The following is a 16,295-nucleotide window of genomic DNA, read 5'->3' as shown; positions in this document are numbered from 1 at the left end:
CAATCACGTCGCAACAATCGGTCAGTTGCAGATGCCCGGGACAAGCCCGAGCATGACGGAGGGTTTGGTGCACCTCATAAGCTGATCGGTCCGCGTGTGAGCGGGCCATCGAAATCAGCCCTTGGCGGCCTTAAGTTCGTCAATCTTGGCGCAAAGGTTCTTCAGAACGAAATATTCCTCGGTAGAAACCTTGCCTTCGTTGACTTCCTGGGTCCACTGTTCCAGCGGAATCTTGATACCGAATTCCTTGTCGATCGCGAAAACGATGTCGAGGAAGTCGAGGCTGTCGATGCCCAGATCGTCAATCGTGTGGCTTTCCGGCGTAATGGTTTCGCGGTCGATTTCGCTAGTATCAGCGATAATGTCTGCAACCTTGTCGAATGTAGCTGTCACGCCCATAATCCTTCGTGTGTCCTGTGTATAACGCACCACATAGGCAACTTGGGCAAAAAAGCCAATGGTTTCGTGAAGTATCAGGGAATTTTCAGCGCAAAGTGTTGCCTAAACAGCAACCGAATGTCTGCCCCGCCCGGTCGAGAGATACGTATCGAAGGTCGCAGCAATGCTTCTTGCCAAGGGTTTTCCACGCTCCGTCAATGAAAATCGCCCGCCTCTGAGAGTGACGAGACCATCACGATCATCACTCGCAAACTGACGCGCCTGCGCAACAGCGCCTTTTGCCTTGCTGCCGAAAAGACTGTCGACTTCGGCCATATCAAGCACGAAATCGCACATGATCCGCTCGATTATGAAACCCCGCACGCGGTCCTCGTCCGTGAGTTCCAAACCGCGAGTGACGCAAAGCCCGCGACCCTCGGCCATTTTCTGATATTCACCCGTCGCAGGCATGTTCTGCACGTAGCCCTGCGGCAATTTTCCGATTGCCGATGCACCAAGCCCGATCAGCGCATCGGCGGTGTCATCGGTATAACCCTGGAAATTCCGCCTCAACGTCCCGTCTTTCAGCGCACGTGACAGCGTATCGGCAGGCTTGGCAAAATGGTCGATGCCGATTGCTTCATATCCGGCTGCTGCAAGCATCTCGGCTGCCATGGTCATCTGCCGGTAGCGCGCTGAAATATCGGGCAAATCACGTTCAGGGATGAGTGTCTGGTGTTTCTTCATCCACGGCACGTGGGCGTAACCGAACAGTGCGATCCTGTCGGGGTCGAGCGAGATGATCTGTTGCACGGTATTGCGCAACGTCTCCAGTGTCTGGTGCGGCAGGCCGTAGAGAATATCGCAGTTGACCGAGTGCACGCCCCTCGCCCGGACAGCGTCCACGACCGATTTCGTCTGCTCGAAACTCTGGATGCGATTGATCGACGCCTGCACTTTCGGGTCAAAATCCTGCACGCCGAGGCTTGCTCGCGTCATACCGATGGCAGCAAGGGCATCATAGCGTCCATCGTCAAGATCGTTCGGGTCCATCTCGACACTGATCTCCACAGACGAAAACGAGAAGACGGACCGCAGCCTAGCCATCAAAGCAATCATATCCTCTGGCTTGAGCATGGTCGGGGAACCGCCGCCAAAATGCACTGCCGTAACCCGGGCATTCCCGGAGACATGCCTGCCGACCTCTTCGATCTCAAGGTGCAGGGAGTGCAGGTAAGCCTTAACAGGCTCGTATTTCAGAGTGTGCTTGGTGTGGCAGGCGCAAAACCAGCACAGCCGGTCGCAATAGGGAATGTGCAGGTAGAGCGAAAGCCTGTTCTCCGCTCCCAGCTTTTGCAGCCACGACAGATAAACATCCGAATCGATACCCCCGTGAAAATGCGGCGCGGTCGGATAGCTGGTGTAACGCGGCACGGCGGCGGCGTATTTGCGGATGAGATGCTCGGTCACAACCTATTCCCTCTTAGCATGTATCAATTCTGCGACTAGGAGATACAGGCTGCGACAGTTTGCAACTTTGACTTTGATCAAATCGGGGCGTAAACATTTGATATCAAAAGCCGTGGGGGATTACGGCTTATCGGGGCTGCCCATACATATCGACATGGTGAGCGTTCGCCCTGATTTTGCGATCGGACAGACATCATGGATACGTTGCAGCGAAACATCCACAATTCGGATATTCCTGTGGTCTGTCGCGCCTGCGAGGCCCGGCATGGCGGCATTTGCGGCGTCCTGCAGCCAGACCAGCTTGCAGAGCTCAGCCGTCACTCGACCCGCAGGAAACTCGGCTCCGGCCACGAAATTCTCGGTCAGGGCGAGCAGGTGCCGTATTATGCCAACATCCTCAAAGGCGTGGTCAAACTGTCGAAGATGATGTCGGATGGACGCCAGCAAATCGTCGGTCTGCAATTTGCGCCGGACTTTCTCGGTCGCCCCTTCGTGTCGGAAAGCAGCATGACGGCTGAAGCCGCGACCGATGTGGAAATCTGTCTTTTCCCGCGCCGCATCGTGGACCGCATGGCGGGAGATCTGCCCGGCATGGAACGCAAGCTGCACAGCCAGTCACTGAAAGAGCTGGACGAGGCAAGGGACTGGATGCTGACGCTTGGGCGCAAGTCCGCTCAGGAAAAGGTCGCCAGCTTCCTCTACCTCATCGCCACGCATATCGACCCTGAAAACGATGACAAGTCCTGTTTCGATCTGCCGCTCTCGCGCGCCGATATCGCCGATTTCCTAGGCCTGACCATCGAAACCGTCAGCCGCCAGATGACCAAGCTGCGCAAGGACGGCATCATTCAGATCGAAAACAACCGCCACATCACCGTGGGTGATCTGCGTGCGCTGAACGACGCTGCGGGAAACGACTGATCAGCGCGTGTGGCTGGTATAGTTGCCAAGCACCGATGGTGCCTTGGCCTGCACGGGTTGGAAAAGCGATGCTGCAACGATCAAACAGATAAAGAGACACTTCATTTTACGCCCCCTGGCCTGCGACGTCTTCGGCGTCGCTTGGCTGAGACTATAGCGCTGAAACTGCCTATACGGGCTTAAGGAACGCGGTAATCGACCGATTTCGGGAATGCGTAAAAACGCAGTCCTGTAGCTCACACTATGTTAACCAGAAAGATTACTGCGAAGCCGCAGGTGTCGCGACGGGCTTCTGCTGATCGTAAAGGGCGCGCATCTCGGCGACCTTGCGCTTGTATTCGGTTTCGGAAATCTGGCCCCTGCGCCGGGCATTGCCAAGTCGCGTCATGCTCTCTTCCATGGTCCCGGCCTCGTCCTTCTCCATCTGCGGCAAGGCAGCCGTCATGGGTTTGGCGAAGGTAGGGTACGTCCCCGTGTCACGCTTTTGCGAGATCGGAGAATCATCGACCGGCTGCGGGCCAACGACCTGTGCTTTCGGGCGCTGCATGTAAGCTGGCGCGACAATCGGCTCGAGAGACTTGCATGCGGCAAGCAGCGGTAAAAGCATGCCGCAAACCGCCACGACAGTTGCAGCTCTTACGCTTTGCATATGCTCGCCCATTTCAATGTCCCGTCCATAAGGTATTATCAAATATCATACGCCACATCTGCGGCGTTCGCCCTGCTGGAACTTGTATTCGTTTTCATGCAGGATGTGCAAACCAAAAATGCGCTGGAGAATAATGGATGGCAGGCAGGCAAGGCGGAGTGAAAGACGAGGAGGAAAAGCCTGATGGTTTCGATCCCAAATCAACCGACGCCTACATTCTGCGTGATCCGCAAGCCTTTGCCATGAATGTTGCGAAGGCGCTGGAAAACCTCGGCAAGGCTGCGTCAGAATGGATCGCCCCACGGGAACGAGGCGAAGTCCCGCACAATAGCGCAAGCCCCATGAGCGACCTGTTCCAGACCTTGTCCGATGTCGCGGAATACTGGATGGCGGAGCCGAAACGCTCCGTGGAGGCCCAGACCCATCTTCTGTCCAGCTATTTCGACATCTGGCAGAAATCGATGGCACAATATTCCAGCGAGGCTGAAAAGACAGCGGAACAACCCGACACAGGGCGCAAGGACAAGCGCTTTGCCGATGCCGACTGGCAGGAGAACCCGTTCTTCGATTTTCTGCAAAAGGTCTATTTCGCCACCGCCGGCTGGGCCGACCGCATGGTCACGGAAGCGGACGGGCTGGACGAAAAGACGCGCCAGAAAGCCCGGTTCTATATGCGCCAGGTTACAGAGGCCATTTCGCCCGCGAATTTCGCCTTCACCAACCCGCAGGTCTTTCGCGAGACGGTCGCCACCAGCGGTGCCAATCTGGTGAAAGGCATGGCGCAGCTGGCCGAGGACATGGCGGCGGGCAACGGCAATATCAAACTGCGACAAACCGATTACAGCTCATTCGTGATCGGCCAGAATATTGCAGTCACCCCCGGCAAGGTCATTGCCCGCAGCGATCTGTGCGAGATCATTCAATATGCCCCCTCAACGGAAAAGGTGCTGAAGCGACCGCTTTTGATCATCCCGCCCTGGATCAACAGATTTTACATTCTCGATCTCAATGCCCGTAAATCCTTCGTCAAATGGTGTGTCGATCAGGGCCACAGCGTCTTCATGATCTCGTGGATCAACCCTGATACGCGCCATGCCGACACAAGCTGGGAAAATTATACGCGAGAGGGAATCGATTTCGCACTCGACGCCATCGAACAGGCAACTGGCGAAGCCAATGTAAACGCCATCGGTTATTGCATCGGCGGGACCTTGCTGGCCTCCACGCTCGCATTGCACGCGCAGGAAAAAAACCGCCGCATTCGTTCCGCCACGCTTCTTGCCGCACAGACGGATTTCACCCATGCGGGCGAGTTGAAAGTCTTCATAGACGCACAGCAGCTAGATGCGCTGGACAGGCATATGAAGGCGGTCGGGTATCTGGATGGCGCGGTCATGGCCAGCGTCTTCAACATGCTGCGCGCATCCGATCTTATCTGGCCTTACGTGGTGGATAATTATCTGCGCGGCGCCCAACCGCCGCCCTTCGACCTGCTCTACTGGAACTCCGATTCGACACGGGTCGCTGCCGCCAACCACTCGTTTTATCTGCGCAATTGTTATCTGGAGAACAATCTGTCAGAGGGTCGCATGAAGGTTGCGGGAAAAGTGCTGAACCTGAAGGACATTCAAATCCCGGTCTACGACCTCGCTGCCCGTGAAGACCACATCGCCCCTGCAAAATCGGTTTTCACCGGCGCGTCCTGTTTCGGCGGCCCGGTGGAATTCGTGCTCAGCGCTTCCGGCCATATCGCTGGCGTCGTCAACCCGCCAGACATGGAGAAATACCAGTACTGGACGGGCGCGTCACCGGAAGGTGACTTCGAGGAATGGCAAAAGGCGGCGACGGACCACAAGGGTTCCTGGTGGCCGCACTGGCAAAAATGGATCAAGGGCATCGACAAGCGCAAGGTCGCGGCCCGCATCCCCGGTGATGGCGCGCTCACTCCGCTTTGCGATGCGCCCGGAACCTACGTGCTTGAATAACATCACAGCGAACAGGACACTGCGCCATGCAGTTTGATTCGCCCCTCATCCCCGCCACGCTGATATCCCGCTACAAGCGTTTCCTGTTCGATGGCACGCTGGAAGACGGCACTGAAATCACCGGCTCCTGCCCCAACACCGGCTCCATGCGAGGATTGACCACGCCGGGTTCCCGCATCTGGCTTTCGCAGCACGACACCCCTACCCGCAAATATCGCCACATGCTGGAACTGGTAGAGGCGGATGGAACCGTCGTCGGCATCAATACAGGCATGCCGAACAAGCTGGCGGAAGAAGCGATACGCGCTGGCCGCATTCCATCCTTAGTCGGCTACACGACTATCACGCGTGAGCAGAAATACGGGATTAATTCCCGCATCGATTTTCTGCTCTCGGCCCCCGGCAGGCCCAATGCCTATGTCGAGGTCAAGAACGTCCACTTCATGCGGCAAAAGGGTCTTGCGGAATTTCCCGATACCGCCACCAAACGCGGTACCAAACATCTCGAAGAACTGGGCGATGCGGCCCAATCCGGGTACCGCGCCGTGATGCTTTACCTCATTCAGCGGGACGATTGTGACCGCTTTCGCATCTGCGCCGATCTCGATCCGGTCTATTTTGCCGCGTTTCAACGCGCCATGACGCGTGGAGTGGAGGCATATGCGATAAAATGCACTGTCTCTTCCCGGGAAATCGTCGCAAACGAGATGGTTGCAATAGACGACTGGCACCCTGCTGCTTTATGAACGAAAGCGTAAAAGGACAGAAAGCGATACTATGGTTACTTACGTCGACGCGGCAACGGCACCCACGAGAAATACCGGCGTCATTCGCCTCTATAATGCGCAGGACTTCGAAGGCATGCGCAAGGCCAGCCAGTTGACGGCGCGGTGCCTGGATGAGCTCGCAGACATCGTCAAGCCGGGCGTCACGACCAATACGATAGACCGCTTCGTCTTCGAGTTCGGCATGGACAACAACGCCCTGCCCGCCACTCTCAATTATCGTGGCTATACCAAGTCCGTCTGCACCTCCATCAACCACGTTGTCTGCCACGGCATTCCCGATGACAAGCCGTTGCGCGAAGGTGATATCGTCAACATCGACGTCACCTATCTGCTGGACGGCTGGTACGGTGATTCCAGCCGCATGTATCCCGTGGGTCAGATCAAGCGCGCCTCAGAGCGCCTGCTTGAAGTGACCTATGAATGCCTGATGCGCGGCATTGCCGCCGTCAGGCCCGGTGCCCGCACGGGTGCCATTGGTGCTGCCATTCAAGCCTACGCAGAAGCGGAGCGCTGCTCTGTCGTCACGGATTTCTGCGGCCACGGCGTCGGTCGGCTGTTTCACGATACGCCGAACATTCTTCACTATGGCAAGGTTTCGGACGGCCCGGAAATCCGCGAAGGCATGATCTTCACCATCGAGCCGATGATCAATCTCGGCAAGGCGAATGTGAAGGTTCTCTCGGATGGCTGGACAGCCGTGACGCGTGACCGCTCGCTGTCGGCTCAGTACGAACACGCCGTGGGCGTGACGGCAACAGGGTGCGAAGTCTTCACCCTATCACCCGGTGGCCTCCACCGCCCCGGCCTGCCACCGCTCTAATCGAGAGACGACGCCCGATGGCCAAACGCCCTGCCGACCAAACGACGATGTTCAGCACGAAGGACGGTGCTGACGACAAGATGGACGGCATGGCGGAAACCATGGACGAGCGTGGCTTCTTTGCCGAGCCGATGCAGGCCTCGAAAAAACTGAAGGCACAGCCGACGCCGTCACCGGATGGTGATGCAGCGCATTACCACGGTCACCGTGAGCGTCTGCGCGCCAAATATCGCGACAATGGCGATGCTGCTCTGGCCGACTATGAATTGCTGGAGCTTTTGATGTTCCGGCTCATTCCGCGCCGCGACACCAAGCCGATTGCCAAGGCGCTGATCGCCCGGTTCGGCACGTTGGGCGGCGTGCTGGGCGCTCCTGTCGGTCTGCTTCAGGAGGTCAAAGGCGTCGGCGAAGCCGTCGCGCTGGACCTCAAACTCATTGCATCCGTATCCCAGCGCATGCTGAAAAGCGAAATCCGCAACAAGCAGGTGCTCGGCTCCTGGTCATCGGTCATCGATTATTGCCACGCTGTCATGGCCCATGAAGCCCGCGAACAGTTCCGCATCCTGTTTCTCGACAAGCGCAATGTGCTGATTGCCGATGAGGTTCAGGGGCAAGGCACCGTTGATCATACGCCTGTCTACCCGCGTGAGGTGATACGCCGCGCGCTGGAACTGTCTTCCACGGCCATCATCCTCGTCCACAACCACCCCAGCGGCGACCCAACCCCTTCCCGCGCTGACATCGACATGACCAAGACGATCATCGATACCGCCAAGCCACTCGGCATCGCAGTGCATGATCACATCATCATCGGCAAGGATGGACATGTCAGCTTCAAGGGTTTGAGACTGATCTGACGTATTAAAGCCGTGTATTTTTACAATAAATACGCGCGTTAAATGCCGAATCCAAAAACGGCACAACCATAAATTCCCCCCTTAATAAAAAATCAATATCTCTAAATTAGAGTTTCCGAAAATAATAAGTTTCGGATCAGGGGGCGCCATGATGAATATGGCAGGTATAGTCCGCAATCGTTCAGGCTCAGCCGCTGTTGAGTTTGCCATCGTCGCACCGATTTTCATCCTCGTTCTTTTGACCATGATCGCCTACGGCATTTACCTGACCGCGGCTTACGCCGTGCAGCAGGTCGCAGCCGATGCTGCACGCACCGCAGTTGCAGGTATCAACAAAACCGAGCGAGAAACACTTGCAAAGAATTTCGTTGATAAAAGCGCGCTCAATTACGCCTTTCTGGACAAGAATCGCGTGAATGTCAGCGTCGGCAGCGACCCACTCAACATCAACCAGTTCACCGTCACTGTGGAATATGACGCAACCGAACTGCCGATCTGGAGTCTCTACAGCTTCGCGCTTCCAGACAAGACCATTCGTCGCTTTTCGACAATCCGGATCGGGGGTATCTGACATGCGCAAAATCACTTCGGTTTTCAACCGCCTTCACCGTGACCGCGCAGGCAATGTTGCCATCATGGCTGGCATCACCGCGCCGCTGATGATGGGCGTTCTGGCACTCGGCGTCGATTATGGCTCGCTGACATTGCAGAAGCGACAGTTGCAGCAGACAGCGGATCTCGCGGCCATCTCCGCCGCCTCGGCGACGGATACGGAACGCGCCGTTTTTGAGTATTTTCGGCTCAACAACAAGAACCTCGGCGTCAAAACAGCCTCCGGCATCTTGACCGAAACAGGCACGACCCCTTTTGATCCCAACACTGCCTTTTCCAGCCGTGATGGATATGCCGAGGTCGTCAAGGGGCGTTATGTTCCAGACGCAACCGTGGCGATTGGCGAGCGTTTCGTTGCAAACGCCACCCCGACCAACGCAGTGAAGGTCAACATCTTCGAAAAAGGCCACATCTATTTCGCCGGAAGCTTCACGACAGCACCCACCATTTCCGCAGTCGGCACGGCAGCCGGACAACGCATCGCCGCCTTCTCCGTGGGATCTCGTTTAGCTAGCCTCAATGGCGGCCTTCTGAACAGTTTGCTGGGTGGCCTACTCGGCACCACCGTCACCCTAAACCTGTCTGATTACCAGGCGCTGGTCGCAGCCGACGTAAACGCCTTGCAGATTATCGATGCACTCGCCACGGACCTCAACCTGACTGCTGGCACCTATCGCGACGTGTTGAAAACCGAAATCACCTACGGCAAGTTCATTTCCGCACTGACCGAAGCCACCGGCACCAAACCTACGGTTACGGCAGCGCTGAAAAACCTCGAAAAAACGCTCGCCAAAACCACCCTCAAGCTGCGTCTGGAAGAAATTCTCGCACTCGAACCTGTCCTCGACAAACCCATCGGCGCCACTGAAAATCTCAGCCTGACCGCCGGTGTGTTCGAACTCATCACTTCAGCCGCCACCGTCGCCAACTCCGGCAGACAGGTTTCGGTGAATGCGGGCCTAGCCGTCCCCGGCCTAGCCTCCACCACCATCACGCTTGCCATCGGCGAGCCTCCTGTAGGAACGCCTTCGCTCGCTGTCGGTGCACCCGGAACCATCGTCAGGACCGCGCAGACACGCCTCATGATCGAGACCAAAGTCGATGGATTGAAAGCGCTACTCGGTCTGTCGGTCCGCGTTCCCCTCTACGTCGAGGTGGCCAATGCCGAGGCCAAACTCGCGGATATCAGATGCACGGCCGGTGGAACCGGAACCGTCGATGTCGATGTCGTGCCCGGCATTGCCGAGATATCGCTGGGTAACGTGGACACCAGTGGTTTCAACAATTTCGGTCGCGACCCGCGTGTCACCAAGGCCGCGATCGTCGACTCCCTGCTGCTGAAAATCAGCGCCATGTCCCACATCGACAGCGCCAATATCAAGAAATCGACCCTGACATTCGTACCGTCGGATATCACTCAGGGTACGGTCAAGAACGTCTCGACCAAGGACGTGACGACATCGCTGATCAAATCTCTGCTCGGGCAACTCCAGGTCGATATCAATATCCTCGGCCTCACCATCGGTTCACCGACACTGGTTCAGGCGGCGCTGGCCGAAACGCTCTCGGTCGCAACTGTTCCCATCGATGGACTGCTCTATAACACGCTGATGTTGCTCGGCATCAAGATCGGCGAGGCCGACGTCAGGGTCACCGACGCACGCTGCGCCCACCCTGCCCTGGTGCAGTAACAAGCGCATATACAACAAAGCCGCCTGATCGCTCTGGCGGCTTTGTTGTGTCGTTCGAACGCCGTCATCAGCGATGATCCGCATATCTCAGATTTGATGACAGTCTAAAAAGACAGTCTATGCAAACCATCCAGAAACGAAAAACCCGCTGATGTCCTCAGCGGGTTTTCTATTAAAACGTCAAATCCTGTCAAATGCGTACGCATCCGCATACAGATGACTGCAAATTAATGCAGAATCTGGCTGAGGAACAGCTTGGTACGCTCGTGCTGCGGATTGTCGAAGAACTCGGCTGGAGAATTCTGCTCAACGATCTGGCCCTGGTCCATGAAGATCACGCGGTTGGCGACCTGGCGCGCAAAGCCCATTTCGTGGGTTACGCAGATCATGGTCATGCCGTCTTCGGCAAGGCCCACCATCGTATCGAGAACTTCCTTGACCATTTCAGGGTCGAGCGCCGAAGTCGGCTCATCGAACAGCATGATCTTCGGCTTCATGCACAGCGAGCGGGCAATCGCCACGCGCTGCTGCTGGCCACCAGAAAGCTGGCCCGGATATTTGTGAGCCTGCTCGGGAATCTTGACGCGCTTCAGATAGTGCATCGCGATCTCTTCAGCTTCCTTCTTGGGTGTCTTGCGAACCCAGATCGGAGCCAGCGTGCAGTTTTCCAGAATCGTCAGATGCGGGAAGAGGTTGAAGTGCTGGAACACCATGCCAACTTCGCGGCGCACTTCATCGATTTTCTTCAGGTCGTTGGTCAATTCGATGCCATCGACCTGAATGCTGCCCGACTGGTGCTCTTCCAGACGGTTGATGCAGCGGATCATTGTCGACTTGCCCGATCCCGAAGGACCGGCAACGACGATGCGCTCGCCCTTCATGACCTTGAGGTTGATGTCACGCAGCACGTGAAAATCGCCGTACCACTTGTTCATGCCGGTGATTTCAATCGCAACGTCGGTCGCGGAGACATCCAGCTTTTTGACTTGGGTTTCTGCCATTGTTTTCCCCTTATTTCTTATGTCCGGTGTCGAGATGCCGTTCCATGAACAGCGAATAACGCGACATGCCGAAGCAGAATATCCAGAATATGAAACCGGCGAAGATGTAACCGGTCATAGGTGTGACGGGTGTCGACCAGTTCGCATCCGACTGGTTGAGATTGACGATACCGAGGAGATCGAACATGCCAATGATATAAACCAGCGAGGTATCCTTGAACAGGCCGATGAAGGTGTTGACGATACCGGGAATGACGAGCTTCAGCGCCTGCGGCAGAACGATCAGACGTGTCTTCTGCCAGTAGTTGAGACCAAGCGAATCTGCGCCCTCATATTGCCCCTTCGGAATGGCCTGCAGCCCGCCGCGAATGACTTCTGCCATATAGGCAGAGGCAAACAGGGCGACGCCGACGAGCGCGCGCAGGAACTTGTCGAAGGTCCAGCCGTCAGGCAGGAACAACGGCAACATGATGCTGGCGAAGAACAGGATGGTGATCAGAGGAATGCCTCTGATAACCTCGATGAAGGTCGTGCACAGCATCTTGATGACAGGCATGTTCGAGCGACGGCCTAGCGCCAGCAGAATGCCGAACGGCAAGGAGACGACGATGCCGCAAAACGACAGGATCAGCGTCACCATCAATCCGCCCCACAGTGGCGTTTCGACATGTGACAGACCGAAATTGCCGCCAAGCAGCAGGAAGAAAGCCACCACAGGCAGGACGATGAACAGCAGAAGCGCGTTCAGACCCTTGAACGGAGCCTTCGGAATCAGCATCGGGATGAGCAGCGCGGTGAAGGCTGCCAGAACCAGAAGCGGACGCCAGTATTCCGATGACGGATAGCGGCCGAACATGAACTGCGCGAACTTCGCATTGACGAAGGCCCAACATGCGCCGGACTGTCCGTTCGGCAATGCGCCCCCCTGCTCCACGGTCAGGCAGGCCGTCCGGTCCGTGCCCGTCCATGTCGCATGGATGAACAGCCACTGCACGAGCGGCGGGATGATGTAGGCCAGGAATGCGATTGCCAGCACGGTAAAGACGATGTCTTTCGGCGTGGCAAACAGCTTGGTTCTCAGCCAGTGGGTCAGACCCACCTGGCTGGAAGGAGCGGGCTCCGGCTGAACCAGATTGGCGCGAACATAGGAGATTTGATTGGTTGTCATTGTTTATCTCTCCACCAGCGCCATTTTCGCGTTGAACCAGTTCATGACCAGCGCGGTTGTCAGCGACAATGAAAGGTAGACCACAAGCCAGATGGCGACGACCTCGACGGCCTGCCCTGTCTGGTTGAGGATGGTACCGCCGACCGCCACAAGATCCGAGAAGCCGACGGCGACCGCCAGCGAGGAGTTCTTGGTGAGGTTGAGATACTGGCTCGTCAGCGGCGGGATGATGATGCGCATGGCCTGCGGCACGACGATGAGACGCGTGATGTTGTTGCCACGCAGACCGAGTGCGCTTGCGGCTTCCGTCTGCCCCTTCGCAACGGCCTTGATACCACCGCGAACGATTTCGGCGATGAAGGATGCGGTGTAAAAGGACAGCGACAGATAGAGCGACAGGAACTCGGGCGCGATGACCGATCCGCCGCTGAGGTTGAAGCGTCCGGCAACCGGATAGTCGAAGGTCAGCGGAGAGCCAAGCACGAGGAACGCTAATAGCGGCAGGCCGATGATGATGGCGGTGCCGACGAGGCCGGTCCGGAACGGTTGACCCGTTTTCATCTGACGGGCTTTAGCCCAGCGGTAAACGAAATAGGTGATGACGATGCCGACGAGGAACGCCACCGGAATGAGCCACGACCCTTCGCCCCACACCTGCTTCGGATAGAAGAAGCCACGGTTGTTGAGAACGGTGCCGAGTGGCAGCTGAAGCGAATCGCGCGCCTGCGGCAGAATGGTGATGACGCCCTTGTACCAGAAGAAAATAACCAGCAGTGGCGGGATGTTACGGAAGATTTCGACATAGGCCTGAGCCAGCTTGGAGACGAGCCAATTGTTGGACAGTCGCGCGATGCCGACGATGAAGCCGATGATGGACGCCGTGATGATGCCAAGAAACGCCACCTGAAGCGTGTTCAGAATACCGACAACCAATGCCCGACCGAAGGTGCTGTCGTTGCTGTAGGCAATCAGTGACTGACCGATATCGAAGCCTGCTCTGCCATTGAGAAAGCCGAAGCCGGAAGAGATGTTGGACCGCTGAAGATTTTGAACTGTGTTGGATGCGATCATCCAGACAAACAGCACGAGAAGAACGACTGTAATGACTTGATAAAAAATTGCCCGCATTTGCGGATCATTGATAATGGACGTCGCGCTTTTTGCGCTCGACGGTTGCGATTGGAGCGCGTTGCCTGCCATCGGCACCCTTTCCCTCTAAATGCTCTTTGCGAGCTTATTTATAATTCCGGGAGGCAGAGCGTTGGCCCTGCCTCCCGCAAAAGCTGTCGTCAACGGCTATTAGCGAACTGGAGGAGCGTACTGAAGGCCGCCCTTGTTCCACAATGCGTTAATGCCGCGCTCGATCTTCAGCGGAGAACCAGCGCCAACGTTACGATCAAAGACTTCGCCGTAGTTACCGACGTTCTTGATGATGTTGTAAGCCCATTCGTTGGTCAGGCCGAGGTCGGTGCCGATCTTCGTGCCTTCTTCGCTGCCGAGAAGACGCTTGATGTCAGGGTTTGCAGCAGACTTCTGCTCATCAACGTTCTTCGACGTAATACCGAGTTCTTCGGCATTGATCATGGCATAGTGCGCCCAGCTTACAACGTCGAACCACTGGTCGTCGCCCTGACGAACGGCAGGTCCAAGCGGCTCCTTGGAGATGATTTCAGGCAGAACGATATTTTCGTCAGGAACCTTCATCTTCAAACGGATGGCATAGAGGCCGGACTGGTCGGTGGTGTAAACGTCGCAACGGCCGCTATCGTAAGCGGAAGTCGCGTCGGATTCCTTTTCGAACACAACAGGGTTGTACTGAAGGTTGTTGGTCTTGAAATAGTCAGCAAGGTTGAGTTCGGTGGTCGTACCCTGCTGAACGCAGACGGCAGCGCCCGAAAGCTCCAGAGCCGACTTGACGTTGAGAGCCTTCTTCACGACGAAGCCCTGGCCGTCATAGTAGTTTACGGTGCGGAAGTTGAAGCCGAGCGACGAGTCGCGGCTGACTGTCCATGTGGTGTTACGTGTGAGAACATCGACTTCACCGGACTGAAGCGCAGGAAAACGGTCCTTGGATGTGAGCGGAACGAACTTTGCCTTCGTTGCATCACCGAAAACGGCGGACGCGATAGCGCGGCAATAGTCAACGTCGATACCAGACCATTCACCCTTGTCGTCCGGGTTCGAGAAGCCTGGAATACCAGAGCTTACACCGCAGGTTACAAAACCCTTGGACTTCACGTCAGCGAGCGTGGCGGCAGATGCAGCCGATGCAGCTCCGAGAATTGCTGCGCCAATGGCGGCCGACAGAATTGCCTTTTTCATTTTTTTCCCAACCTTTGTTTCTTATTCGTCATCAGAAGAAAGCCGTATATCTTGTCGTATACGAGCAGGTCCCCGCTTCACCTCCCGGTGCGCTCATCTATCACAATCGCAATTGCGGTCACGGTCAAGTCTCGCCCTCAAGAATTGTGTCCAAAAAACGGAATTTTTCAAAAAACGTCCTTTTTATGGGCAATTGTCTAATAAATACGCGAAAAAAGATTAAAAACTGCTCAGGCTGTCAGGCAGGTAGACTGAATTTGCGTGCGCAAGCAACTCAACCGGGTGTTAAAACGTCCAGCGCGTTGTTTTTTCGATGATGCAATGCGACATCATGCACGAATCCAAGGCGTTTCACCGCCGACAAAGGTTGCGATAACGAAGTCTTGACCGCGACAGGCTTTCAGGACCATTTTCCATCCATCGATCAGTGAGAGACATTTCAGCATGAAATCCAAAGACGGCATCCTCAACGCCGCCGGCATCAACACGCGGCTGGCCCATCTCGGCAACGATCCGGCTGCCTATCACGGCTTCGTCAATCCACCCATTGCCCGCGGTTCGACCGTCCTGTTCCCAGATGCGCAGACGCTGGTTTCGGAGGATCAGAAATACACCTACGGCACCCACGGCACGCCGACGACCGATGCACTCCGCGACATGATCAATACGCTGGAAGGCTCGGCTGGCACCATTCTTCTGCCATCGGGTCTTGCCGCCGTGACCGTGCCGTTTCTTGCCTATCTATCAGCAGGCGACCACGCACTGATCGTCGATTCGGTTTATTTTCCAACCCGCCGGTTCTGCAACAGAATGCTGAAACAATACGGCATCGAGGTCGAATATTACGACCCGGCCATCGGCGCTGGCATCGAAGCGCTCATGCGTCCCAACACGCGCCTTCTTCATCTGGAAGCTCCCGGTTCCAACACCTTCGACATGCAGGATGTGGCGCTGGTGTCGTCCATCGCCCACGAGCATGACTGCGTCGTCACCATGGATAATACATGGTCCACCCCGCTCTATTTCAAGCCGCTGGACCATGGCGTCGATGTCTCCATTCACGCAGCGACGAAATATCCCGCAGGCCATTCGGACGTGCTGATGGGCTTCGTTTCTGCCAATGAAAAGCACTGGAAGAAACTCGATGAAGCCAACCGCGATATCGGCCTGTGCGTGACGTCAGACGATGCCTATCAGGTGTTGCGCGGCATGCGCACCATGGGTGTGCGGCTGGAGCACCATCGCAAAAGCGCGCTTGACATCGCGCAGTGGCTGGAAGGCCATGACGATGTCGCGCAGGTTCTGCACCCTGCTCTACCCAGCTTTCCAGGTCACGATATCTGGAAGCGGGATTTCAAAGGCTCCAGCGGCGTTTTCTCCTTTGTCTTGAAAGCAGAAGAAAACCGCTTCACGGAAAGGTCGCATGCCTTCCTCGACGCCCTGTCGATCTTCGGCCTCGGCTTTTCGTGGGGCGGCTACGAATCGTTGGCTGTTCCCGTGTCGCTACGTGACCGCACGATCGCCGAAGGCCCCACCGAAGGCCCGCTCATCCGCTTGCAAATCGGCCTTGAAGACGTGGCCGATCTCAAACGCGATCTGGAAGCTGGGTTTGCGGCGGCAGGCGCAGCGTAAA

General features: G+C 56.4%; 15 protein-coding genes. 8 read left to right on the top strand and 7 right to left on the bottom strand.

Translation table 11 applies throughout. The features are described 5' to 3' along the window. Positions 1-114: 114 nt before the first annotated feature. Together ATO67_RS00260 and hemN are read right to left on the bottom strand one after the other, a co-directional pair. Complete coding sequence (locus tag ATO67_RS00260; protein WP_103088466.1) at positions 115-399, bottom strand: acyl carrier protein; 285 nt, start codon at positions 397-399, stop codon at positions 115-117. 102 nt (positions 400-501) lie between these two features. Beyond that, a complete protein-coding gene (gene hemN, locus ATO67_RS00255; RefSeq protein ID WP_067642677.1) occupies positions 502-1,848 on the bottom strand; it encodes an oxygen-independent coproporphyrinogen III oxidase in 1,347 nt (448 codons plus the stop codon). Positions 1,849-2,043: 195 nt separating this feature from the next. Between hemN and fnrN the strand changes: the two genes are divergently transcribed. Then, positions 2,044-2,769: a transcriptional regulator FnrN gene (gene fnrN, locus ATO67_RS00250; protein ID WP_067642674.1), complete on the top strand. Its 726-nt coding sequence runs from the start codon at positions 2,044-2,046 to the stop codon at positions 2,767-2,769. A 259-nt stretch (positions 2,770-3,028) separates the two neighbouring features. Here fnrN and ATO67_RS00245 read toward each other — a convergent pair whose 3' ends face one another. Then, positions 3,029-3,418: a hypothetical protein gene (locus ATO67_RS00245; protein WP_245303714.1), complete on the bottom strand. Its 390-nt coding sequence runs from the start codon at positions 3,416-3,418 to the stop codon at positions 3,029-3,031. A 137-nt stretch (positions 3,419-3,555) separates the two neighbouring features. Here ATO67_RS00245 and ATO67_RS00240 point away from each other — a divergent pair, with 137 nt between their 5' ends. From ATO67_RS00240 to ATO67_RS00215, 6 genes are all read left to right on the top strand, one after another. Next, on the top strand, positions 3,556-5,403 hold the full coding sequence (locus ATO67_RS00240; RefSeq protein WP_067642668.1) for a PHA/PHB synthase family protein: 1,848 nt from the start codon (positions 3,556-3,558) through the stop codon (positions 5,401-5,403). A 26-nt stretch (positions 5,404-5,429) separates the two neighbouring features. Then, positions 5,430-6,149, top strand: a complete 720-nt coding sequence (gene sfsA, locus ATO67_RS00235; RefSeq protein WP_067642665.1) for a DNA/RNA nuclease SfsA — start codon at positions 5,430-5,432, stop codon at positions 6,147-6,149. A gap of 31 nt (positions 6,150-6,180) precedes the next feature. Further along, positions 6,181-7,011, top strand: a complete 831-nt coding sequence (gene map, locus ATO67_RS00230; protein WP_067642661.1) for a type I methionyl aminopeptidase — start codon at positions 6,181-6,183, stop codon at positions 7,009-7,011. Positions 7,012-7,028: 17 nt separating this feature from the next. Continuing rightward, a complete protein-coding gene (gene radC, locus ATO67_RS00225) occupies positions 7,029-7,868 on the top strand; it encodes a RadC family protein (protein WP_067642658.1) in 840 nt (279 codons plus the stop codon). A 148-nt stretch (positions 7,869-8,016) separates the two neighbouring features. Further along, positions 8,017-8,439, top strand: coding sequence for a TadE family protein (locus ATO67_RS00220; protein WP_067642655.1), 423 nt, complete (start codon positions 8,017-8,019; stop codon positions 8,437-8,439). 1 nt (position 8,440) lies between these two features. Further along, positions 8,441-10,171: a pilus assembly protein TadG-related protein gene (locus ATO67_RS00215; RefSeq protein ID WP_067642652.1), complete on the top strand. Its 1,731-nt coding sequence runs from the start codon at positions 8,441-8,443 to the stop codon at positions 10,169-10,171. A gap of 227 nt (positions 10,172-10,398) precedes the next feature. On the opposite strand, the gene ATO67_RS00210 is transcribed toward ATO67_RS00215, so the two are convergent. From ATO67_RS00210 to ATO67_RS00195, 4 genes are all read right to left on the bottom strand, one after another. Next, the gene (locus tag ATO67_RS00210) at positions 10,399-11,172 is read right to left on the bottom strand and encodes an amino acid ABC transporter ATP-binding protein (protein WP_067642649.1); all 774 of its coding nucleotides are present in this window, start codon (positions 11,170-11,172) and stop codon (positions 10,399-10,401) included. 10 nt (positions 11,173-11,182) lie between these two features. Continuing rightward, a complete protein-coding gene (locus ATO67_RS00205; protein ID WP_067642646.1) occupies positions 11,183-12,340 on the bottom strand; it encodes an amino acid ABC transporter permease in 1,158 nt (385 codons plus the stop codon). Between the two features lie 3 nt (positions 12,341-12,343). Then, on the bottom strand, positions 12,344-13,540 hold the full coding sequence (locus tag ATO67_RS00200) for an amino acid ABC transporter permease (protein ID WP_067642642.1): 1,197 nt from the start codon (positions 13,538-13,540) through the stop codon (positions 12,344-12,346). Between the two features lie 99 nt (positions 13,541-13,639). After that, positions 13,640-14,662 (bottom strand): amino acid ABC transporter substrate-binding protein, encoded by a 1,023-nt coding sequence (locus ATO67_RS00195; RefSeq protein WP_067642639.1) that lies wholly within the window; start codon positions 14,660-14,662, stop codon positions 13,640-13,642. A 444-nt stretch (positions 14,663-15,106) separates the two neighbouring features. Between ATO67_RS00195 and ATO67_RS00190 the strand changes: the two genes are divergently transcribed. Then, entirely contained in the window at positions 15,107-16,294 is a 1,188-nt protein-coding gene (locus tag ATO67_RS00190) for a cystathionine beta-lyase (protein ID WP_067642636.1), read from the top strand. Position 16,295 lies beyond the last annotated feature (1 nt).

Source organism: Agrobacterium bohemicum, assembly GCF_001562555.1.
In the GTDB taxonomy this organism is placed as follows: domain Bacteria; phylum Pseudomonadota; class Alphaproteobacteria; order Rhizobiales; family Rhizobiaceae; genus Agrobacterium; species Agrobacterium bohemicum.
This window is presented reverse-complemented; position numbering and strand designations above follow the sequence as displayed.